Source organism: Bacteroides intestinalis (genome assembly GCF_003464595.1).
GTDB classification, from domain to species: domain Bacteria; phylum Bacteroidota; class Bacteroidia; order Bacteroidales; family Bacteroidaceae; genus Bacteroides; species Bacteroides intestinalis_A.
Genome location: NZ_QRZF01000006.1, coordinates 13,062 through 35,990, shown reverse-complemented (window position 1 = coordinate 35,990; position 22,929 = coordinate 13,062). Strand labels below are relative to the sequence as shown.

The window sequence follows — 22,929 nt, the reverse complement described above, 5'->3', positions numbered from 1 at the left end:
GAATTATGAAAAAGTTTATTGCATTAGTAGCATTAGTGATGATGAGTGCGGCAACAACCGCCATGTATGCACAAGAAAGTAAAGCGGAACGCCGCGCAGACCGTAAGGCTCAAAGAGACGCTGAACGCGCCCGCCTGAAAGCTGAAGAACAAGTAGCCGACGCAGTATCGTATGATGACGCTGTAGCCGCATTGAAAGCCCACCAATTCGTACTGGAAGCCGATCAGGTAATGTTCCGTAACGGACAGACAGCTTTCGTTAACTCCAACACCAACTTCGTACTGGTAAATCAAGGACGTGGTACCGTACAGGTAGCATTCAACACTGTGTATCCCGGCCCTAACGGTATCGGCGGTGTAACAGTAGATGGTTCTACCTCGGATATGCAGATTACAACTGACAAGAGAGGTAACGTAAACTGCCAGTTCAGTATTCAGGGTATCGGCATCTCTGCACAGATTTTCATTTCGCTGACCAACGGTGGAAACAATGCTACCGTAACCATCAGTCCGAACTTTAACTCCAACACCATGACGTTGAGCGGTAATCTGGTTCCATTAGACCAGTCCAATATCTTTAAAGGACGTTCTTGGTAAAGCCCTTTACAATATATATATTTCCACTCCGCTGCAAATTGCCAGAAATGTGTACATTTGCAGCGGAGTTTTTATATTTTTGCATCCATATATGAGAGAATTTATCATCGCAGACAATCAGGACATCACCAAAGCAGGTATGATGTTTCTGCTCAGTAGTCAGAAGGACACAGCCTTGTTACTGGAAGCAGATAACAAAACCGAATTAGTTCAGCAACTGCGCCTGCATCCGCAAGCAGTAGTGATACTGGACTATACGTTATTTGACTTCTCAGGTGCGGACGAGTTAATTGTGCTGCATGAGCGTTTTAAAGAAGCGGACTGGCTTCTTTTCTCTGATGAATTGAGCATGGAATTTCTACGGCAGGTATTGTTCAGCAGTATGGCTTTCGGAGTGGTGCTGAAGGACAATTCAAAAGAAGAAATACTGTCTGCATTGCAATGTGCTTCGCGCAAAGAGCGTTTTATCTGTAATCATGTCAGTAATTTATTGCTGTCGGGCAGCAATGCCTCTCCCGTACGCCACACATTGAAAGATGATTTACTGACACCTGCCGAACGGAGTGTACTGAAAGAAATCGCTCTGGGAAAGACTACGAAGGAAATTGCGGCGGAGAAGAACCTCAGCTTTCATACGGTAAACAGCCACCGCAAAAACATATTCCGTAAATTAGGAGTGAATAATGTGCACGAAGCTACCAAATATGCCATGAAGGCAGGGATTGTGGATTTAGTGGAATACTATATATAAAAACTGTTCAGACACCAATTTCTCCGCTACCGATACATATCCGGGAAGCTTCATCATATACCACACCGAATTGTCCGGGAGCAATGCCCTGCAAATTTTCAGAAGATACAATACGATAGATCTCTCCTTCCTGTATCAGTTTTCCTTTCATAAATTCCGGTGTATGGCGGATTTTAAAAGTCACATCGACTACCTGATTATGTAACCAGGGATTTTCTGTAATGAAATGAAAATCATGAATCATAAATTCACGCCCGTACTGCCATTGGGTATCATATCCTCGTGAGACATAAAGTACATTTGCATCGATGTCTTTCCGAATGACAAACCAAGGACCACCGCTTAAGCCCAAACCTTTACGCTGTCCGATGGTATGAAACCAATATCCCCGGTGTGTACCGATTTTCTTTCCAGTCTCCCATTCCACAATATCTCCTTGCCGTTCACCAAGGAAACGACGTACAAAGTCATTGTAGTTGATCTTTCCCAGAAAGCAAATGCCCTGACTGTCACGGCGACGGGCAGTAGGTAGTCCTGCATTGCGGGCAATGTCCCGTACTTCCTGTTTCATCAATCCGCCAAGGGGGAACATTAGCTTAGATACTTGCAGGTAATCAATCTGTGCAAGAAAATCTGTCTGGTCCTTTACGGGATCGATAGCTGTACCCAACCATACTTTACCATCTTTATGAACCGTAGTGGCATAATGCCCGGTAGCGGTAAAATCAAACTCTTTGCCTACCTTCTGCTCAAAACAACCGAATTTAATGAAGCGGTTGCACATCACATCCGGATTAGGAGTCAATCCACGACGGATTTTGTCAATGGCATAAGCAGCAACCTGTTCCCAGTATTCTTTCTGCAAATCGACCATTTCCAAAGGCAATCCGTAGCGGTGTGCAACAGCCGTAGCCATCTCCCAGTCTTCTTCAGCAGAACAATCCATATAATCGGTACCTTCCATTCCTATCTTTATATAAAATAGAGACGGGCGATACCCTTGTTCACAAAGAAGGTGTACGACCACTGAACTGTCGACACCTCCTGATAATAAAACAGATATATTCATTCAAATAGTTTAAGATTATAGTAAGCATAAGTACTTATTACTTACAATAAATAAATATTCAAGCCATAGTAGTATACTTAGCCTATCTCAGTCCTATACTTAGGGTACCTCAGTATCATACTTAGGGTATCTCAGTCCTATACTGAGATAGGGTGATTATAACACCACTGATAATCAGCCTGTTACAAAAGTCTCTTTTAACATCAATAAATCAAAACAAACAATCGATAAAAAATGAAAAATAGATTCATCACTGTAGGGTTATGAACCGATTATATTTTATCCAACGCCTGAGCCAAGTCATCCAGCAAGTCAGCAATATGCTCCGTACCGATAGACAGGCGCACAGTTCCCGGCTTAATTCCTTGTTCTTCCAACTCCTGTTCATTCAACTGCGAATGTGTAGTAGTGGCCGGATGAATAACGAGTGACTTAACATCCGCTACATTTGCCAGAAGTGAGAAGATCTGCAGGTTATCAATAAAAGTTTGTGCCTCTTTCACCCCACCCTTCACTTCAAAAGTAAAGATAGAACTTGCACCATTAGGAAAATATCTTTGATACAACGCATGATCCGGATGTTCCGGTAATGACGGGTGATTAACTGCTGCCACTTTAGGGTGCTTCTTCAGGAAGTCAACCACCTTCAATGCATTCTCCACATGACGTTCCACACGGAGGGAAAGTGTTTCCAATCCCTGCAATAAGATGAAAGCATTGAATGGACTGATAGTTGCCCCCGTATCACGAAGCAGGATAGCACGAATACGTGTAACATAAGCAGCAGCACCGGCAGCTTCGGTAAAACGTATACCATGGTAGCAAGGCTCCGGTTCCGTCAGTTGAGGGAATTTGCCCGAAGCTACCCAGTCGAATTTACCACCATCCACAATCACACCACCCAAGGAGGTGCCATGACCGCCGATAAACTTCGTAGCAGAGTGTACTACAATATCTGCTCCATGCTCAATAGGCCGTATCAGGTAAGGTGTACCGAATGTATTATCAATAATCAATGGAATTTTATGGCGATGTGCAATCTCGGCAACGGCTTCAATATCAATAATGTTGGAGTTCGGATTACCCAGAGTTTCGATATATACAGCTTTTGTATTTTCCTGTATGGCCTTCTCAAAGTTGGAAAGATCAGCAGGGTCTACAAAAGTAGTAGTCACCCCATAAGCAGGCAGAGTATGTTCCAACAGATTATATGTACCACCATAGATGGTTTTAGCTGAAACAATATGATCTCCGGCACGGGTAATATTCTCTAAAGCATAAGTCACGGCAGCAGCACCCGAAGCAACTGCTAATCCGGCAACGCCCCCTTCCAAAGCAGCCACACGTGCTTCGAACACACCTTGTGTAGAGTTAGTCAAGCGGCCATAAATATTGCCCGGATCTTGCAAACCAAAGCGTGCGGCAGCATGGGCAGAGTCGCGGAATACATACGAAGTAGTTTGGTAAATGGGCACGGCACGCGCATCAGTAGCCGGGTCGGGTTGTTCTTGTCCCACATGAAGTTGAAGCGTCTCGAAATGCAATTTCTTTGTTTCCATTGTCTTTGTATTTTTTAGGATTAATTGATTGAGCGCAAAGATAACGGGATGTTCTGACATGGGCAATGACATAAGATAGGGAATTTTATACCACATTTATGGTAGATAAACAAACTATTCGCTAAATTTGCAACGAAAACCAAACGATAGATACAGATGAAAAGAAGGAATATACAGCTTTTCCTACTATTGGGAATCCTTGCATTGACGAGCTTATTCTCTTGTGGAGTAGACCGTTGGCCGGAATATTACAAATGGACCGGGCGTGATCTATGGATAGACAGCGTCATGAGAGAAGAATATCTGTGGTTTGAAGACATCCCCAACACAAAGGACCTGAACTATTTTCTCGAGCCGGATGCTTTTTTGAAGAAAATAATATCTCCACTCGATAAAGGATACTCCAGCGTAGATACGCTGTATGCTACCCCATTGCCAAGTTATGGTTTCGACTATACGCTGTATAGTATGGTTGGTAATGATACTGCTTTTAATGCGCTGATTACCTACGTGATACCCGGTTCTCCTGCTGCCGAAGTTGGTTTAAAACGAGGTGAATGGATTATGAAAGTCAACGATGACTTTATCACCAAGAAAACTGAAGAATTACTGAAAGAAGGTGAAAATCGGAAGTTATTAATGGGAGAATATAGTACACAGGAAAATGAAGCAGGAGAAACAGAAGGTGTCATTACTTCCTATGGTGAAGCCAACCTGCCCGCTTCCCGCCCCGTGGAAGACGTTGCCATACCCACCTATGATGTTCTCACCGGCGGTGTAGGTTATCTGGCATACAATAGTTTCAGTACAGAAAATAATAGTGAATTACTTCGACTCTCCCAGTACTATAAAGAGAACAATGTAAAAGAGTTCGTTCTCGACTTACGCTACAATGCCGGTGGAGCAATGGATTGTGTACAGCTTCTGGCAACGATATTAGCACCTGCAGATAAATTAGGAAGTACCCTCGCTTCACTGGAATACAGCCAAAAGCAGATGTCCAAAGACCGGGAACTCACTTTCGACGACCAGCTTTTGCAAGGAGGTAGCAATTTAAATCTATCGAAAGTATATATCCTGACAAGCAGCACTACTGCAGGCGCTGCAGAAATGCTGATTAACTGCCTGAAACCTTATATGACCGTAGTACTCGTGGGTGCCACAACTAAGGGAGAAAACGTAGCAACAGCAAGTTTCTCCAGTGATAAGTTCCAGTGGATTCTTCGCCCCGTTGTATGCGAGGTATTCAATTCTGAAGGCAAAGCAGACTATTCCACTGGCTTTACTGCAGACTATGCAGTAAATTCTCTACAAGACTTTGCAAAAGTATTGCCCTTAGGTGATCCTAATGAAGAAATGTTAAGTGCAGCATTAGGAATTATCGATGGTAGCATCGTACTTCCGGAACCTGAGCCAAAGCCAGACCCTGAACCAGAGCCCGAAACCCAAATGAAGGCTGTGAAAAGTATGAAAGTAAAACGCACCTTCCGTAACGGTCTTATCATTAAATAAATCAGAATGAAGAAGAATATTCTCATAGCTTTGCTATTCATAGGAGGATTGGCTGCTTGCAGTGATAGTGACGATTCGGATATACCCGATAATCCGGGATATCCCGTAACTCATTTTTCCAAAATAGAATTATCGGAAGTTAAGACAGAAGAGGCTACTCCACCGGTTACCCTCACTCAGACCTATGCTTATAAAGCCGGTAGACTGATAAGTTTCACTGCCATACAAAGTTTTGTAGCCGGAGGAGAAACCTTCAAGATAGAAAATGCTACAAGTGTTGTTTACGGGGACCATCAGGCCGTAGTGACAGATGAAATCAATACTGTTTCTACTTATACATTGGACGATAATGGCTATGCCGTGAGTTGCATACGTAAGGAAATGGATGGAAAAATACGCTCTTATACTTTCGACTATCTAATTAATACGGAGGGAAAATACTTCCTGAAAAATATAACAGAAACATTAGATGGAAACCAGCCCTATTCTTCTATCAACATAGATTATAGCAGTTATAGAATACTACGCATCACCCAGCAGGTTAACAAGTCCGAACAAACTTATATAGCCGGCACATCTACCACCAATGAAATAGCCAACACTTCAGAGATTCCGTATCTATTCCTGACAGATCTATATCCCCTTTCATTCCACTCGGTAGCCATTTACGGGAAGTTCTTGGGAGATGCATACAATACTCTGATTACCAACCTCAGACCCGAGGATAACAGTGAAAGTAACGAAACCACGACTTATAAATATGAATTCGACGGACGAGGTATCGTTACTTCCTGCAATGAGGTGACCAAAAGCTACGGTCACAACTACATGCGTACTGTATATTATACAATCGAATAAATTGAAATATTATTTCTTGAAGAATTTATCAAAGAAAAGAATTTGGTAATCAATAGAGTTATTCCAATATTGCCCGTTATGTGCACCAGGACGGGTAATAAAGTCATGACTAATATTCTTTTCCAATAAAGCTTTATGCAATGCTTTATTTACTTCAAGGAAGAAATCTTTTTCGCCACAATCGATAATTAATGCCAAATCACCATCTGTAATCTTATCAATCTGGGTAATAACAGTATGCTGATCCCATAAAGTTTTGTCAGCTTCGTATTCACCGAGTTGTTTGTTCATCTCCCAATTCTTCGGGAATGGGCGGATATCTACTCCACCACTGGTACTTCCTCCGGCACCAAATACAGCTTTATGACGAATTGCAATCCACAAAGCACCATGACCACCCATGCTCAACCCTGTAATGGCCCTTCCTTTTTTCTCCGGAATTGTGGAATAGTTTTTATCTGTATAATTCACCAGTTCTGAAGCTACAAAAGTTTCATAGCGGTAAGCCGGATTCTTAGGACTATCCCAGTACCAACTGTTTTTACCATCAGGACATACAAAAATGATTCCTTTTTCATCCGCAATCTTAGGCAACTCCGGTTTAACACCTACCCAGGTACGTGCATTGCCACCATAACCATGCAACAGATAAATTACCGGGCAAGCCTCAGCTTTCTCTCCCAATGCTTTATCAGGAAGTACATACACTACCTGTACCTCCTTATTCATGGAAGGACTTTTCACCATGATAGTATCTACTCGTGCAGCCTGTGTTGCAACAACCGAAAACAGCAATAAAACGCTAAATAAAATTTGTTTTCTTTTCATGTTTTTCATTCTTTAATAATCTCTATAAATAGGCAGCAATATTAGTAATAAAATTCAAAAAATTAGTAAGTTTGCAGTATAAACTATTCAAAAACCTATATGGAATTTATTATTATTCTATTTTTATTAGTGCTGAACGGCGTTTTTGCCATGTATGAAATAGCATTGGTGTCATCCAGCAAAGCACGACTCGAAACCCTTGCAGGAAAGGGAAACAAAAGAGCCAAAGGAGTACTGAAACAGTTGGAAGAACCCGAGAAGTTTCTTTCTACCATTCAAATCGGTATCACGCTCATCGGTATTGTATCCGGTGCCTTCGGTGGTGTAGCCATTGCCGACAATGTAGCACCATTATTCGCCTCCATTCCCGGGGCCGCCCCCTATGCAAAAGACCTGGCCATGATTACAACAGTGGCAATCATTACGTACCTTTCACTCATCATTGGTGAATTGGTGCCCAAGTCCATAGCACTGAGTAATCCGGAGCGATATGCGACTCTACTGAGCCCGGTCATGATTTTACTGACCAAAGTATCTTATCCATTCGTCTGCCTACTCAGTTTCTCAACCAAGATAGTGAATAAACTAATCGGATTGAACAATGGAGAAGAACGTCCCATGACACAGGAGGAATTGAAAATGATTCTGCACCAAAGTTCGGAACAGGGTGTTATCGATAAGGAGGAAACGGAAATGTTACGGGATGTATTCCGCTTCTCAGATAAGCGGGCCAATGAATTGATGACTTACCGCCGCGATCTTGTCGTGCTATATCCCACATACACACGTGATGAGGTACTACACATTATCCGCGAACAACATTTCAGCAAATATTTGTTGGTAGAGAAAGGAAAAGATGATATTATCGGAGTAGTGTCCGTCAAAGATATTATTCTGATGTTAGGCAATGATCACCCTTTCGATTTACGTAGTATTGCCCGCCCTCCCCTGTTTATTCCGGAAAGTTTATATGCCAAGAAAGTTTTAGAGCTATTTAAGAAGAACAAAAATAAGTTCGGAGTTGTTGTAGACGAGTATGGTAATACAGCCGGCATTATCACCTTGCACGATCTGACGGAAAGTATCTTCGGAGACATCCTTGAAGAAAACGAAATGGAAGAAGAAGATATCGTCACTCGGCAAGATGGCTCGATGCTCGTTGAGGCTTCTATGAATGTAGATGATTTTATGGAAGAGATGGGTATCCTGAGCTATGATGATCTGAAGGTGGAAGATTTTACCACACTAAGCGGTCTCGCCATGTTCCTCATCGGGCGGGTACCTAAAGCAGGAGACTTGTTCAGCTACAAGAACCTACAGTTTGAAGTTGTGGACATGGATCGTGGACGAGTGGATAAACTACTCGTCATCAAAAAAGAAGAGGAAGAATAGTGTGAATTTGCATTATATATTAACTTAAACCATTAAAGCAATGAAAAAAGTAATGATGATTGCAGCCATCGCAGCTGCATTGGTATCCTGCCAATCAAAAGGAACCCAGAACAATGATTCCACCGTAGATGAAGGAGTGTTGACAATTGCCGGGAATGATTCTTCTGCCGTAGCCGTATACGAAGGTCTTCTTCCTGCTGCCGACGGCCCGGGTATCCAATACGTATTGAGCGTGGACAGTGTAGGCCCTGACGGAGAAAGCGGTTATACTCTAGTTACCACTTATCTGGATGCGGAAGGTCAGGGAAAGAATAAGAGCTTTACTTCCAAAGGAAAGAAGCAAGTCATCAAGAAAACAGTAGACAACAAACAAAAGACAGCTTACAAACTGACACCGAATGATGGTGACGCTCCCGTCTACTTTGTAGTAGTGAACGATACCACTTTACGTTTGGTTAACGATAGTCTGCAAGAAGCTGTCAGCGACCTGAACTACGATATTATTCAAGTGAAGAAATAATCAGCAAAACATTTCATGTGAGAGGAGCTAAACGAGAGTTAGCTCCTCTTTTTTATTACTGTTCCTAACAATGAGACACTTGAAAAAGGTTTTGAGAAAATACTGCAAGCTACTCTTCCAACATCAGGCTATCTTTGTATCATTAACCATTTTTATATTTAATGATATGAAGAAACTGATTTCAACGATTATTATCTTATCTCTGTCTACTCTGGCAATTACAGCACAAACGTACAGGATGGAGAACAAGCACTTGGCACGCATTATACAAGTAACGGATGGAAGGTTACATACCCAGACCATTCTTAATAAACAAGCTCAAACAGAATTGACTCCAACAAGTTGTGACGAGTTTTCCCTTCGTTTCTCAATCCCCGGTGAAATAGAAAATACCGATTACATTTTATCTGCCAAAGATTTCATAGTAACTTCCGTTTTTCCTTATGCAAACCCCAAACGCCCGGAAAGCAAAGGATATCAGTTCCAACTACGGGGCAAGGAGAATGGCTTTTCTTTAATTGTCTATTATGAATTAGCCTCCAATGATGCCTTTTGTCGAAAATCCCTGCGATTCACTTCAAATCAGGATATTCTTTTAAAAAGAGTGAATGTAGAAGCTATTGCTTTCGAAGATGCGTACCAAAATTATACTCTCAAGAAAATTACGGCAAGAGGCAGCGCCCAATGGAAACCCGGATTGGGACAACCTGTTTATACTACTAAAACCGGAACTTTCTGGGGAATAGAATTCCCCGCTGCCAATAATGAAGTGAGTAACGGACAAATCAATTGCGGTTATCTGTGGGGGCAAATCATAAGTAAAAATACACCTTATACATCATATAACAGTATCATTGGTGTAAGTGGCGATGTACACGCCATAGACAATGCATTCTATACTTATATCAATAAAATAAGGAAACGCCCATTGCGCCTGCAGATTCAATACAATAGTTGGTTCGATTACTCAAGAAAGGTATCAAAAGAGAAATTTATCCGCAGCGTAGAGAAAATCAATGACGAATTGGTAACAAAGAGAGGCTGCCAGCCTCTGAATGCGTACATCATTGATGATGGTTGGCAAGATACAAGTAAAGAAGCCGACTGGTCGGACAAGGTATGGACAATCAACTCCAAATTCCAACCGGACTTTACCGACTGTTTTCATTCGGTGCAGAAAGCCCATTCACAGTTAGGGCTCTGGCTTAGCCCCGGTTGCCTCTTTGGCGGACAACCCATGATGCCCCGGATGCAGGAATATGGTTTTGAGACACTCTCCTATGGCATGTCTATGACGGGGAAGAAGTATATGCTGAAATTAGAAGAACGAGTATTAGAACTGGCACGTATGGGAATATCCTACTTCAAGTTTGATGGTTTGTTCGGACATCTTAATCTCCGGGACTTCGATATTGCTGATAATCCTTTTCCGTCATCCAATGATGAAAGACTAAATGATAGTCACTTTGACGAGCAAAAAGGCTATTATCTTTCAGCAGGAACAGAAAGGCTGATACAAATCTTCGACAAACTGAATACAGTCAATCCGGATATCTTTATCGCCATCACCAATGGCGCTTACCTCAGCCCGTGGTGGCTGCAATACATTGATATTGTATGGTTGATTAATGCAGGAGATGCCGCAAAAGGAGACAATCGAACTGGTGAACTGGTTTATCGTGACCAGATTTATCATCAAATATGGAAAGAAGAGAATACCAAATTCCCAATGAGCGCCATATTCAATCATGAACCGAAAAAAACGCAAACAAACGAAACACCTGAAACTTTTAGGGATTATTTATATATGAACTTCAGCCGAGGCACCGGTTTTATTGAATTGTACATCAAAACGGATAGCCTGTCTCCTACTGATTGGGACATTCTTTCTGACGGTCTGAAATGGGCACGAAAAGCATTTCCTACCTTCAACAACGTAGTTATGCATGGAGGATCACCTCAACGAAATGAAGTATACGGTTATACAGCCTGGACCGAAAAACAAGGCTATATTTCCTTACATAATCCTTCGGAAAAGTCACAAAGCTATCATCTCAAGCTAGATAAGGCGCTGGGAGTACCTGAAACAAAAAAACGTTTCAAAGTAGACTCACCTATTACTAATATTCAAGAAAGGTCATTATCCCGACATTATCATTACGGTGATACCATTTCTGTCACTTTATCCCCGAAAGAAATAATAATCCTTGATTTTATACGCTAAAAACATCTTCTGAAACAATATATATAAGGATTGAAACAATATTTTAAATCCCGCATTGTCACTACGTGTACCTTTGCCATATTAAATCAAACGAAAACAGGCTCTCATGAAAAGATTACTATTCACATTATTTTGCTTCGCTACGTTAGCCCAGGCACAAATCCCCACTAACAAGCGGGAAATAATGCAGCAGTTTCTATCAGGTACATTAGATGAAGAATATGTACCGGCTGCGTTTTTCATGCACTTTGGGAAAGATGCACGCATCGGAGAAAAAGCCATTGACGCACATTTGCGCTATTTTCTTTCTACAGGCATGGACTTTGTAAAAATCCAGTTTGAACAAGGATACGGACGTATACGGATTGAGAAATCAGAAGATTGGGAACAAATAAAACCACTCCCGGCAGATTTCTTCACTCCAACGTTGGAAATAGTAAAAGGTATCTATGATATTGCCGGAGCCAATACAATGATACTGCCTACCGTTTATTCCCCATTCCAGATGCTAATACAAAGCGTAGGAGCCAAAACTGTGATGGCATATGCCCAAACAGAACCGGAACGCGTAAAAAAAGCACTTGAATATTTTACCGAAGCAATTATCAGATACGTAATAGCATGTAAAAACGTTGGTGTGGATGGCTTTTATACACCCACGCAAGGAGGTGAAAGTAAGTTCTATATAATTCCCGGATTCTTTGAAACCTTTGTCAAACCGTATGACATAAGAGTGATGCAAGAGTGTAACGACGGAACCCTGTTTAACATACTCCATATCTGTGACTACGAAGGCAAGTACGACGATTTAACCCGTTTCGTGTCATATCCGGGCCAAATAATTAATGCGCCTTGTGAAGTAGCCGACCAGACTTTCAGTCTACAAGCATGCGAACAATTATTTAAGCGTCCTGCAATGGGAGGATTATATCGTAAAGGCGCTATATTAGAAGGAAGTTCTGATGAAGTGGCAAAAGAAATATATGAACTAAAGAAATCCTTGAAAGGGAAACGATTTATTTTAGGGGCAGATTGTACAATCTTGTCCCAAACACCAATGGATAACATCAGAACTGCTATTAAAACATCACATCATACCCGTAATATAGAATGAATCATAGGCTTTTTAAATTCATAGTTAGTTGGTAAATAGGTATTATATCTCATAGGTCATTTTAGATTGTTGATCGAAAAGCGGTTGTTGTGAGACACCCGCTTTTTATTCTTTTGTATTATCTAAATTAAGAAATATCATGAATAAGAAATCATTTGCATCCACTATTATTGCAGTAATATTCGTTTGTCCGGTTTTGGCGGTGACACACACTTTCACACCAACCGACATCGGAAGTTTAAAGATCAAGATGTCTGACGGATCTTTACAACCTGGTGATACTCTGCTTTTACAAGATGGAACCTATTCCCATCTTGATAAGGTTAGTTTTACAGGAAATGGAACAGCAGATTATCCAATTATACTGAAAGCAGCGAATACCGGAAATGCTATCATATCCGGAAAAACAGAAATACGTATGGCAGGCAGTTATCTACAATTGGAGGGACTCTACTTTCATAAAGCTTGGGCATCTGACTTTGAGATGATAGAATTTCAACTGGATATCGTATAGACCACTGTTATTTTGCCAATAAGCGCGCCCGCGGATTGGTTATACAAATTACAGTAGAAGACGGTGGAGATCACAATCACCACCAAATAGATCATAATATATTTGGTTATCGGAAACCCTTTGGAGGTAATGGTGCAGAAATCATACGCGTGGGTAATTCCTGGTCATCACAACTGCCTTCCTACAGTATCATCGAAGAAAATATATTCTATCATTGTGACGGAGAAAATGAAATTATTTCAGTAAAATCCGGTTTCAATACCGTACGCCGTAACTTGTTTTACGAATCGCGTGGCGGCTTAGTATGTCGTCACGGACATAATAATATCATAGATTCCAATGTCATCATAGGTAATCAGCTCCCCGGGACTTCGGGTATCCGTATTATCAACCAAGGCCATACTGTCTGTAACAATTATGTGGAGGGGGTAACAGGGAAAGGTTCCAGTGCCGCCTTTATTCTGCGCATGGGGGTATATGAACGTCCCAGTGCCCCGGAAGATTATGAAGATGAAAAACTAAAATCGTATCATCGAGCAGCGAATATCGATATCGCTTTCAATACTTTCGTGGATTGTGCCGAACTGAACTTTGGAGACGGGCAAGGAGATAAGGAACCGCAAAACGTACGTTTTGCGCATAACCGAATCTATTCTCCCAATACTTTCCCGAATATCAAAATCAATAATCCGGCTATATTTCCCGGCACTACATTTGTCGATAATCTCTGTCAGTTCAAAAGCAAAGAATCACCGGCTATTAAAGGATTTCAAAGTATTACATTCAATAAAGAGCAAATAAAGGCTCAACGCCGGCAAGCCGTCTCACCCGCAGATTGTGGTACTACCTGGCACAGCACTGAGCTAAATGAAATAGATACTCTTACAGGATTAATGCAACAATAATCAATCACAAATATTGCCGATGTCTGGTTTCGCCGGGCGTCGGTAATATTTTACACGTCATTCTACCTTTAATGCAATCTTTTGTTTCGGAAGCCCCTTAGATTCTACTGTAAGTACTACTTTTCCCTGCTTCATATACTGGCTACGCAAAATGACTAATGCCAAACCGTTATAAGCATCTCTTTCTGATAATTGGAATGGTAACAAACTTGTTGCATCTCCATTATCTGTAGCTATAATCTCAGCAGGCCCTGTTACAGAAAACTTCAAATGATTCTTAGAACGAGGCACAACACGACCTTGAGAGTCCACAACAGCTACACGGATAAATGATAAATCAGTACCATCATTTTTAAGCTCTGTTTTCTCTGCCGTTACTTGTAAAGCGGCTGGTTTTCCAGTGGTCTCTACAAGCTCTTCCGCCCACTTCTGACCGTTCTTATAAGCTATGGCTTTCAAACTTCCCGGTTCATAACGTACATCATCCCAGGTCAAACGGTCATACGAATGAGCTTTCTCTCTACGCCCCAGTGACTTACCATTCAAAAACAGCTCAACAGCATCTCCCGAAGTATAAATATGAACGGGAGTTATTTCACCAATCCGCTCTTCCCAGTTCCAATGAGGCAATATATGCACAGTGGGCACATCAGGACGCCAATAGCTCTTATAATTGTAATAACGATCCTTCGGAAAACCACATAAATCGACAATACCAAAATAAGAACTGCGAGAAGGTGTTTTAATTTTGCCTAACTCTTCCAATTCCTTTCTAGCCTTTTCTAATTCATTCGGATCACTGAAGTTCAACAAATTGGTTAAGTCTTTATTATAAGGAGTAGGTTCGCCCAAGTAATCGAATCCGGTCCACACAAACTCACCACTCATAAACGGATATTCTTCATTCATTTTAAATTGAACCTCAGGAGCACATCCCCATCCTATAGTTGTCATATCATATGATGAAAGCTGGAAGCCGGAACGGCTATCGTTAACGTCAGTAGTTACAGGGAAGAAATATTCCCCACGAGAACTCGTTGCAGAGGAAGTTTCACTGGCATGATAACGGCGAGTAGGATTCTGCTCTTTAAAAACCGGATAAGTTTTATGGAAATAGTTCAGACCAAATATATCTACCTGATTCACAATATCCCGGAAAACAGCATCCCGCTTATTACACCCTAAAGAAGTAGGCCGTGTAGGATCTTCATCATGACAGTAAGCTGTCAGGTTACGAGCTATTATGATTCCCTGATCAGTCGTCTGATCAGGCATTTCATTGCCTATACTCCACATAATTACAGAAGGATGATTACGATAATGACGTACCAACGAGCGCATATCTGCTTCACTCCAATCATCAAAAAGAAGATTATAATCATTCTTGCGTTTCCCTTTTTGCCAGGTATCAGCTAATTCAAGCTGCATCATCAGTCCCATACGGTCACAGAGAGCGACCAACTCCGGTGCCGGTGGGTTATGTGAAGTACGAATGGCATTTGCACCCATCTCTTTCATGATACGTAACTGCCTTTCGGCAGCCACTTCATTAAAAGCAGCACCCAAAGCACCCAAATCATGATGCATACACACACCTTTAATAGCTAGCTTTTGTCCATTCAACATAAAACCTTGGTCATGGGTAAATTCAATTGTACGAATTCCAAAAGGAGTTTCATAACTATCCATTTCTTTTCCATCCATGAACACGCGGCTGACCGCTACATAGCAATTCGGAGTATCAATATCCCACAACTTCGGTTTATCTACTTTAAATTGAAAGCGGGCACTCGACCAGCTATCTTTTTTAATCGCAATATCCTTAGTCATACTTTGAGTCACCTCTTCCCCCACAGGACGTCCATCTTTCCCTTGCAGATATACACTTGTCTGCAACTTTACCTGAACATCTTTTCCAGCATGATTCTCAATATTCACTCCCATTTCCATAACAGCAATTTCAGAATCAACCTGCTGGTTTCGTACAAAAGTTCCCCATTGCTCCACGTGAACAGGAGACGTTTTCACTAACCATACATTCCGATAAATGCCACTACCTGGATACCAACGTGAAGTATCGTCCGGATTATCCAATCGAATAGCCAACACATTCTTTTGTCCGGCCTTTATATAAGGTGTCAGATCAAGACGAAAAGAAGCATAGCCATAAGGCCATCCACCCACATATTGCCCGTTACACCACACGGAAGCGTATGACATCGCCCCATCAATATCAAGATAAATTTGTTTCCCGGCATCATCCTGCGATAACTCCAGTGTTTTACGATACCAGCGTATCCCCCAATAAGGTAACTTTCCAGTCGAACCGTTATAGTCAATATTGAAAGGGCCTTCAATAGCCCAGTCATGGGGTAAATTCAGATGTCGCCATTCACTATCATCAAAATCAGATTTTACATAGGCTATATTTTCTCCCGGATTGCCTTCCGGTCTCTGATACCTCTTCCCGAATATAATAAAGTCATTAGCACAAGGTAATAAATAAGGCTTTAGTTGAGAGTAATGTAATGCAGTACCTGTCCCATCCGGATCATCTATCTGATAGCGCCAATCACGATTCATGTTTATGCGCTCACGCACCATTGAGGTATTTGCACAAATAACATCTCGCCCCACAATGAGTACAAAACTCAATAAAATAAGAAATCTGTTTTTCATACTATTTTGTTAAATTGTTAGCACTACAAAAGTAAGGAATAGAAAAATAGACGATTATCAATATTATCTATGTTTCTGTTAATACTGTCTCAAATGTCTTTTAATGTGGGTCTTATTTATCAACTTTGTATGCAATTTGCATGTTACTAAATACAATATCAATTCATAGTTAATAACCAACAAATTTCAAAAGCCATGTACAAATATTCTAAGGATGGAGTTTCCGTACTCACAGTATTAGATAAAAGAAAACAAAAGATGAATGGATTATTTCCCATAAAAGTACAAGTTATCCACAACAGAAAACAGAAATATTACTCCACCGGGCAAGAAGTTTCTATTAGAGACTGGGAAGTATTACCACATACCAAAAATCGTCACTTATCTGAAGTACGGCGTAACATCGAAAATAGTTTTTCTTTAATCAGGCAGCAAGTCGAATTTCTATCTTTTCAAGGTGAATTTCATTTTGACATCCTAAATGCACGTTTAGGCAGATATTCTGATTTTTCAGTCAATGCCTTATTTCATAAAAAGTTGGAGGAGTTAAAGGAAAATGGACAAGCCAATACTTATCTGTCTTATAAAGGATCATTAAACAAAATAGAACAGTTTGCAGGGAAACACATATCTTTTCATGAAATTACCATCAACTGGTTAAACCGTTTTGAACATCACTTATCCGCAGCAGGAATCAGTTACTCCAGTATGGGGTTCTACTTCAGAAACTTAAAATGCATTCTTAATATAGCACGTAAAGACGGTATCATTAAGGAAAGTCAGTATCCTTTTGGAAAAGGGAAATATGAAGTACCCACTGGATGCGGACGCAAATTAGCATTAAACCTGGAAGAAATCAAGAAAATTATTACCTATAATGATGGAACCCCAAAGACTGAAGTTTATCGTGATCTGTGGTTTTTTTCTTATTTATGTAATGGTATTAATTTTCGTGATTTATTATATCTGCAATACTCCAATATCATCAATGGTGAGATCTGCTTCATACGTGCAAAAACAGCCCGAAATACCAAACACAGTAAGATTATCCATGCAGTCATCACGCCCGAAATGCAAAAGATAATAGAGAAATGGGGCAATCCTCCCACGTCACCCGAAACTTATATCTTTCCTTTTGCTACCGGAAAAGAGAATCCTTTTGAAAGAGTAAAACTGGTAAGGGAAGTGGTCACCGAATGTAATCAGATACTTTACAAAATTTCCCATAAGACAGGCATTCCACGCGTCACAACCTATTCAGCACGTCATTCATTTGCAACAGTATTAAAACGCAGTGGTGTCAACATTTCCTATATATCCGAAAGCCTTGGACATTCCAATTTAGCCATTACCGAAAACTATCTCGCAAGTTTTGAAGCTGAAGAAAGGAAAAAGAACTCAATACTCTTAACAAGGTTCGATCTATAAAACAAATATATATATGTAAATAGCATGTTCCGTAGTGACGGACAAAAGCCATTTCCATTTCTTTCTTTTCACAAAATCAAAAAGATAACTGCTTTTCGTAGACAGAGTTGAAAATGATGTATTGATATTATGTAAAAACAATCTATTATGAACAACTCAAAAAGAATCTTAGGTGAAATCCCTTGTTAATTTAAGTCTAATTTTAAAAAGTAGTTTAATGAAAAAGAAAGAACACAAGTCCAAATCGCTATTCTGGCGATTTCTCCTCGTTCTGTTTGCATTTTCTATGAGTTTTAATCTATATGCTCAGGAAATAACGGCGACTGGTACGGTCGTTGATCAAAATGGGGAATCTTTGATTGGGGTTACAGTTACTGTTGTAAGAGGTAACAATGGTGCAATAACTGATATTGACGGTAACTTCTCCATCAAATGTAATAAAGGTGCTACATTGAAATTTAGTTATATTGGATATAAAGATGTAACACAAGTAGCTATGGGTACTAAAATGAACATCGTATTACAAGAAGATGCTCAAGCTTTGGATGAGGTTGTAGTTATTGGTTATGGTACAGTTAAAAAAAGAGATTTAACGGGTGCTATTTCTACCGTAAACGCAAAGACCATTGAGGAGCGTCAACCGGTAGATATATTCCAAGCATTGCAAGGAGAAGTCTCAGGTTTGCAAGTTTCCAACAATTCGGGTGCTCCTGGTGATACAGGTACGATGTTGATTCGTGGCGCTTCTACTATGGGATCTGGTGTTACACCATTATATATTGTAGATGGTGTTGCTGTAGATAATATTTCTACTATTAATCCTGCTGACATTGAGAGTATGGAAGTTTTGAAGGATGCTGCTTCAGCAGCTATTTATGGTTCTCGTTCAGCAGCCGGTGTAATCATTATTAGTACAAAGCGCGGTAAAGAGGGAGCTCCTGCCAGAATTTCAGTGAAGTATAATCATTCTATGAAAAAGTTGGGGCATAAGATTGATCAAGCAAATGCATTTGAACGTTACTTGAAAGAAAGAGCTGGCAACGCAGGGACTTCTTTATGGAAAACCAGCAATGACTCTTTGCATCCTAACTTTATGGCTGATAATGACTATCAGGATTTAATTACTCGTATGGCCCATTCTAATCAAGTAGATATCAATATTAGCGGTGCAAAAAATAAAATGAGCTATTATACAAGTATTGGTTATTTAAACGAGCAAGGTATTGTCTTAAATAGCTATTTGAATCGTATTACTTCCAGAACGAATGTAGACTTTGCAGTATCGGATCGTTTTAAACTCATGAGCCGCTTTAATGTAGCTTATACTGATAAAAATAACATCAACACTGGTGGTGTAATAAACCAGGCATTGCGTCGTCCACCACAGATGGCACTTTATTTCCCTGATGGTTCTTATGTATATAATAATGGTGGTCAGTTTAATCCAATAGCTGATGCATATGAACGCGTAAATAAGAGTGTTTCTTATTCAGTATCTTTATATCAAGGTGCAGAATTTCAGCTTATGAAAGGGCTAATTTGGTCTGCCAATGTACAAGGTGAATTGAAGGTTAACCGCAATGACCAGTTAATCCGCGGAGATTTGGTTTCTTCGGGTATCAGTTCAGGTTCTAATGATGCCAAGATACCTCGTAAATTATCTGCGGAGACTTATATAAACTTTGCCAGAGATTTTAAAGATCATTCTGTAGGTGCAATGTTGGGTACCAGTGTTGAGGATTGGCGGGATGAAACATTCCATTTAGAAGGTAGTGATTATGTCTCGGAATCAATACTCACTTCTAATGCTCAACAAGTGAAAGATTTGACAAAAACAAAGACTACCTATGAAAGTCATGCTATGGCATCTTTTTTCGGACGTGTTAACTATAGTTATAAGGGAAAATATATATTTACGTCTAATCTTCGTTATGATGGTTCCTCTCGTTTTGTAGGCAATCGTTGGGGATTATTTCCATCTGCATCTGTTGCATGGCGTGCTTCTGATGAATTTTTCTTTGATTGGGCAAAACCAGTATTGACTGATGCTAAATTTAGAGTAAGTTGGGGTACAAATGGTAATGAACGTGTAGGTAATTATGAGTCAATCAATCAATATAATATTGGTTCTTATTACAATGGGGTCATTGGAGTTACCCAAACAGATAAGTTAGCCAATCTTGATCTAAGTTGGGAGTCTACAGAACAAACCAACATCGGTTTGGATGTCACTTTGCTTGATGGACGTGTATCTTTAGCGGCAGAATATTATATAAAGAAGACTAAAGATCTATTAGCTGATGAGGTAATACCTTCTGAGCTAGGCGTTAGTAGTATGCGAGTTAATATGGGTAATATTGAGAATAAAGGTATTGAGCTTACAATCAATGCAACTCCTATACAACTTCGCGATTTCTCTTGGCAAACTACCCTTACCTATACCAAAAACAAAAATAAAGTGTTAAAACTGTCAGAAGGTAAAAGTTTTGTAGAAGATGGTAAATATCTGATTGAAGAAGGTTCTCCTTTGGGACAATGGTTTGGTCAAAAAGCTTTAGGTATTTATGCTACAGATGAAGCAAACGCATACATAAAGAATGGTGATGGTTCATTTGGCGACCGTTTGGTACCTGTATATCAAAGAGACCCCAATAATTATAACAACTATATCTATGGTTCAAATGGTAAACCGGTTTTCTCGCACTACGAAACCAAAGGTGGTCAGAAATATACAGGTGATGTAGGGCAAATGACTACTGCCGGTTCTGTAAGTAAAGGTGGTGATATTATTTGGGATGATTTAGACCATGATGGTGTAATCGGTGATTCTGATAGGCGTATTTTGGGTAATGGTATGCCTACATGGTATATGGGATGGACTAATTATTTGAATTATAAGAGTTTCTCATTATCTTTCTCATTCTATGGAAGTTTTGGTAACAAGATTTATAATAAACAACGCCGAGACCTGTTGCAGAATTCATCCTCAAACATGACTCCATTGGCAAGAGATTGTTACCGTTTGTGGAAATATCAAGGGCAAATAACAGAAGTTTATAGCAGCGCGAAAGCAACAACTGGTGTAAATAATGCACGTGAACTTTCTTCTTTCTTCTTGGAAGATGGTGACTATATCCGTCTTACAAATGCGCGTTTGGCTTACAGGGTTGATCGCAAACTCACTAAACGATTCCATATTTCAGACCTTCAATTGTATGTATATGGAAACAATCTTCTGACTTGGACAAAATACAAAGGATTTGACCCGTCGAGTATTTCCAATAGTAATGTACTTCGTCCGGGTATTGACAGCGGACGATATCCAACTGCAAGAGAAATTGGTTTCGGATTAAATGTTAACTTTTAACTTGTAACAACTTATGAAAAGATTAAAATATTTATTGATTGCAGGTGTCAGCCTATTACTCGCTTCTTGTGAGAATTTTTTAGATAGGCAGCCTGAAAGTTCACTATCGGGTGAGACCTTTTGGACCTCGGAACAAGATTTGAAAACCTGGAATGCAGGTATGTATGATGGTTTACAATCTACTTTACGCACAAATTGGTTCTATTGGGGAGAGCTCCGTTCTGGTGTATATGCTGAACGTGGAACAGCTTATGATCGTAATCTATTGTATAATGGTCTGAACTCACAATCGGGCTCTTCTAGCTGGAGTGATCTTTACAAAACTATTTATCGTGCCAATGCAGCGATTAAGCATATTCCCAACAGCCCGATTGGTAGTTCTGTATCTGCCCCTTATTTAGGTCAAGCTTATGCTATGCGTGCGTTGATGTATTTTTACGCTATACGTGTATGGGGTGGTGTGCCTAAAATTACTGAACCTATGGAAGATGTGTCTTCTCAGGAGCGCTACTATGGTAGAACTTCTGTAGAAGAACTGAAAGCTTTCATTTTGGGAGATATTGAGAAAGCTTTAGAATATATTGGCGCTTCTACAGATATGTCCAGTGCAAGTAAATACTATTTAAATCGTGGGGCTATCATGGCATTGCGTGTAGATGTATTGATGTGGTATAAAGAATATGATAAAGCCTTAATAGCTGCAAATGATCTGCTGGCAAATTATAAGTATAGTCTTGAGCCCGCTTCTACTTACTCCAGTATGTTCTTGAATCCATCAAGCTCTAAAGAAATGATCTTTAACCTTTTCTGGAATTATGAAGAAGATAGTAACGGATTTGGATATGCTCAGGAAATTGCATCAGGCTCAAATACAATTCGATATCATCCAACAAAGGCATATTATAAAGAATTGGTATCTCGTAAAAGAGAAGACACTCGCGTGACTATGATTATGGATACATTTGCAATTAGTTATTTCATTACTCCAGACGAAATGATAGATGAATCGTATGAGAAAGCAATGAATGGAGATTATGGTAATGCGGCTAACTTCCAGATTAAATGCCCGAAGTTTACAGAATATGGAGCGACTGCCAATAGTGGCAGACCTGGATATTCATATGTTGCTAATGGCTCATGTTCTACCCACATGCCAATTTATCGTATAGCAGATATATTGCTATTGAAAGCTGAAGCCTTGGTATTGGGAACAAATAAAGATTATCAAGGTGCGATTGATATTGTAAATCAAATACGTAAGCGTGCAAGCTGGGCAAATCCTGCTACCTTAGCCGATTATCCGACAGAAAAAGATCTGATTAAATTAATCATTGATGAACGGACTATTGAACTTTGGGCAGAAGGCAAACACTGGTTTGACTTGGTGCGTAATGATATGGTAAAAGAATATTTAGATCCATATTTGCAGAATGAAGATTTAGGTGATCAGAGGATTCCGGAAGGTTTTGTAATTGGTGCCGAAAAAGGAGCTAATCAAATTGGTGGTTACGGTAGAATTTTATGGCCTTTGAATCAGGATGTATTCCGTAAGAATCCATCAATGAGCGGACAGCAAAATAAGCCTTATGAAGAATAACAATAATGTTTTAAAT

At 40.1% G+C, this 22,929-nt stretch carries 17 protein-coding genes; 13 read left to right on the top strand and 4 right to left on the bottom strand.

The genetic code is table 11. The features are described 5' to 3' along the window. Window positions 1-5 precede the first annotated feature (5 nt). Entirely contained in the window at window positions 6-596 is a 591-nt protein-coding gene (locus DWW10_RS10210) for a DUF4251 domain-containing protein (RefSeq protein WP_022392190.1), read from the top strand. A 91-nt stretch (window positions 597-687) separates the two neighbouring features. Further along, window positions 688-1,347, top strand: coding sequence for a LuxR C-terminal-related transcriptional regulator (locus DWW10_RS10205; RefSeq protein WP_022392189.1), 660 nt, complete (start codon window positions 688-690; stop codon window positions 1,345-1,347). Between the two features lie 7 nt (window positions 1,348-1,354). Here the strand turns inward: DWW10_RS10205 and mnmA are convergent, their stop codons facing one another. Together mnmA and DWW10_RS10195 are read right to left on the bottom strand one after the other, a co-directional pair. Further along, window positions 1,355-2,416, bottom strand: a complete 1,062-nt coding sequence (gene mnmA, locus DWW10_RS10200) for a tRNA 2-thiouridine(34) synthase MnmA (RefSeq protein ID WP_022392188.1) — start codon at window positions 2,414-2,416, stop codon at window positions 1,355-1,357. A gap of 272 nt (window positions 2,417-2,688) precedes the next feature. After that, entirely contained in the window at window positions 2,689-3,975 is a 1,287-nt protein-coding gene (locus DWW10_RS10195; protein ID WP_022392187.1) for an O-acetylhomoserine aminocarboxypropyltransferase/cysteine synthase family protein, read from the bottom strand. Between the two features lie 156 nt (window positions 3,976-4,131). Here DWW10_RS10195 and DWW10_RS10190 point away from each other — a divergent pair, with 156 nt between their 5' ends. Then, complete coding sequence (locus DWW10_RS10190; RefSeq protein WP_022392186.1) at window positions 4,132-5,487, top strand: S41 family peptidase; 1,356 nt, start codon at window positions 4,132-4,134, stop codon at window positions 5,485-5,487. Window positions 5,488-5,493: 6 nt separating this feature from the next. Continuing rightward, entirely contained in the window at window positions 5,494-6,345 is an 852-nt protein-coding gene (locus DWW10_RS10185; RefSeq protein WP_022392185.1) for a DUF4595 domain-containing protein, read from the top strand. Window positions 6,346-6,354: 9 nt separating this feature from the next. Here the strand turns inward: DWW10_RS10185 and DWW10_RS10180 are convergent, their stop codons facing one another. Next, window positions 6,355-7,173 carry an alpha/beta hydrolase gene (locus DWW10_RS10180; RefSeq protein ID WP_022392184.1) on the bottom strand — a complete coding sequence of 273 codons (819 nt, stop codon included), beginning with the start codon at window positions 7,171-7,173 and terminating at the stop codon, window positions 6,355-6,357. A 99-nt stretch (window positions 7,174-7,272) separates the two neighbouring features. On the opposite strand from DWW10_RS10180, the gene DWW10_RS10175 reads away from it, so the two are divergent. From DWW10_RS10175 to DWW10_RS10150, 6 genes are all read left to right on the top strand, one after another. Beyond that, window positions 7,273-8,565, top strand: coding sequence for a hemolysin family protein (locus DWW10_RS10175; protein ID WP_022392183.1), 1,293 nt, complete (start codon window positions 7,273-7,275; stop codon window positions 8,563-8,565). Between the two features lie 40 nt (window positions 8,566-8,605). Next, window positions 8,606-9,085: a copper resistance protein NlpE N-terminal domain-containing protein gene (locus DWW10_RS10170; protein ID WP_022392182.1), complete on the top strand. Its 480-nt coding sequence runs from the start codon at window positions 8,606-8,608 to the stop codon at window positions 9,083-9,085. A gap of 166 nt (window positions 9,086-9,251) precedes the next feature. Next, window positions 9,252-11,309 carry an alpha-galactosidase gene (locus DWW10_RS10165; RefSeq protein ID WP_022392181.1) on the top strand — a complete coding sequence of 686 codons (2,058 nt, stop codon included), beginning with the start codon at window positions 9,252-9,254 and terminating at the stop codon, window positions 11,307-11,309. A 106-nt stretch (window positions 11,310-11,415) separates the two neighbouring features. Further along, a complete protein-coding gene (locus DWW10_RS10160) occupies window positions 11,416-12,423 on the top strand; it encodes a uroporphyrinogen decarboxylase family protein (protein ID WP_022392180.1) in 1,008 nt (335 codons plus the stop codon). 139 nt (window positions 12,424-12,562) lie between these two features. Then, window positions 12,563-12,937 carry a chondroitinase-B domain-containing protein gene (locus tag DWW10_RS10155; RefSeq protein ID WP_022392179.1) on the top strand — a complete coding sequence of 125 codons (375 nt, stop codon included), beginning with the start codon at window positions 12,563-12,565 and terminating at the stop codon, window positions 12,935-12,937. A 35-nt stretch (window positions 12,938-12,972) separates the two neighbouring features. Next, entirely contained in the window at window positions 12,973-13,842 is an 870-nt protein-coding gene (locus tag DWW10_RS10150; RefSeq protein WP_022392178.1) for a polysaccharide lyase 6 family protein, read from the top strand. Between the two features lie 57 nt (window positions 13,843-13,899). Here the strand turns inward: DWW10_RS10150 and galB are convergent, their stop codons facing one another. After that, the gene (gene galB, locus DWW10_RS10145; protein WP_118421388.1) at window positions 13,900-16,521 is read right to left on the bottom strand and encodes a beta-galactosidase GalB; all 2,622 of its coding nucleotides are present in this window, start codon (window positions 16,519-16,521) and stop codon (window positions 13,900-13,902) included. 195 nt (window positions 16,522-16,716) lie between these two features. Here galB and DWW10_RS10140 point away from each other — a divergent pair, with 195 nt between their 5' ends. The 3 genes from DWW10_RS10140 (at window position 16,717) to DWW10_RS10130 (ending at window position 22,913) form a co-directional block, all read left to right on the top strand. Continuing rightward, window positions 16,717-17,949, top strand: coding sequence for a site-specific integrase (locus DWW10_RS10140; RefSeq protein ID WP_022392176.1), 1,233 nt, complete (start codon window positions 16,717-16,719; stop codon window positions 17,947-17,949). 217 nt (window positions 17,950-18,166) lie between these two features. Then, the gene (locus DWW10_RS10135; protein ID WP_118421389.1) at window positions 18,167-21,316 is read left to right on the top strand and encodes a SusC/RagA family TonB-linked outer membrane protein; all 3,150 of its coding nucleotides are present in this window, start codon (window positions 18,167-18,169) and stop codon (window positions 21,314-21,316) included. A gap of 13 nt (window positions 21,317-21,329) precedes the next feature. Continuing rightward, window positions 21,330-22,913: a RagB/SusD family nutrient uptake outer membrane protein gene (locus tag DWW10_RS10130; protein WP_118421390.1), complete on the top strand. Its 1,584-nt coding sequence runs from the start codon at window positions 21,330-21,332 to the stop codon at window positions 22,911-22,913. Window positions 22,914-22,929 lie beyond the last annotated feature (16 nt).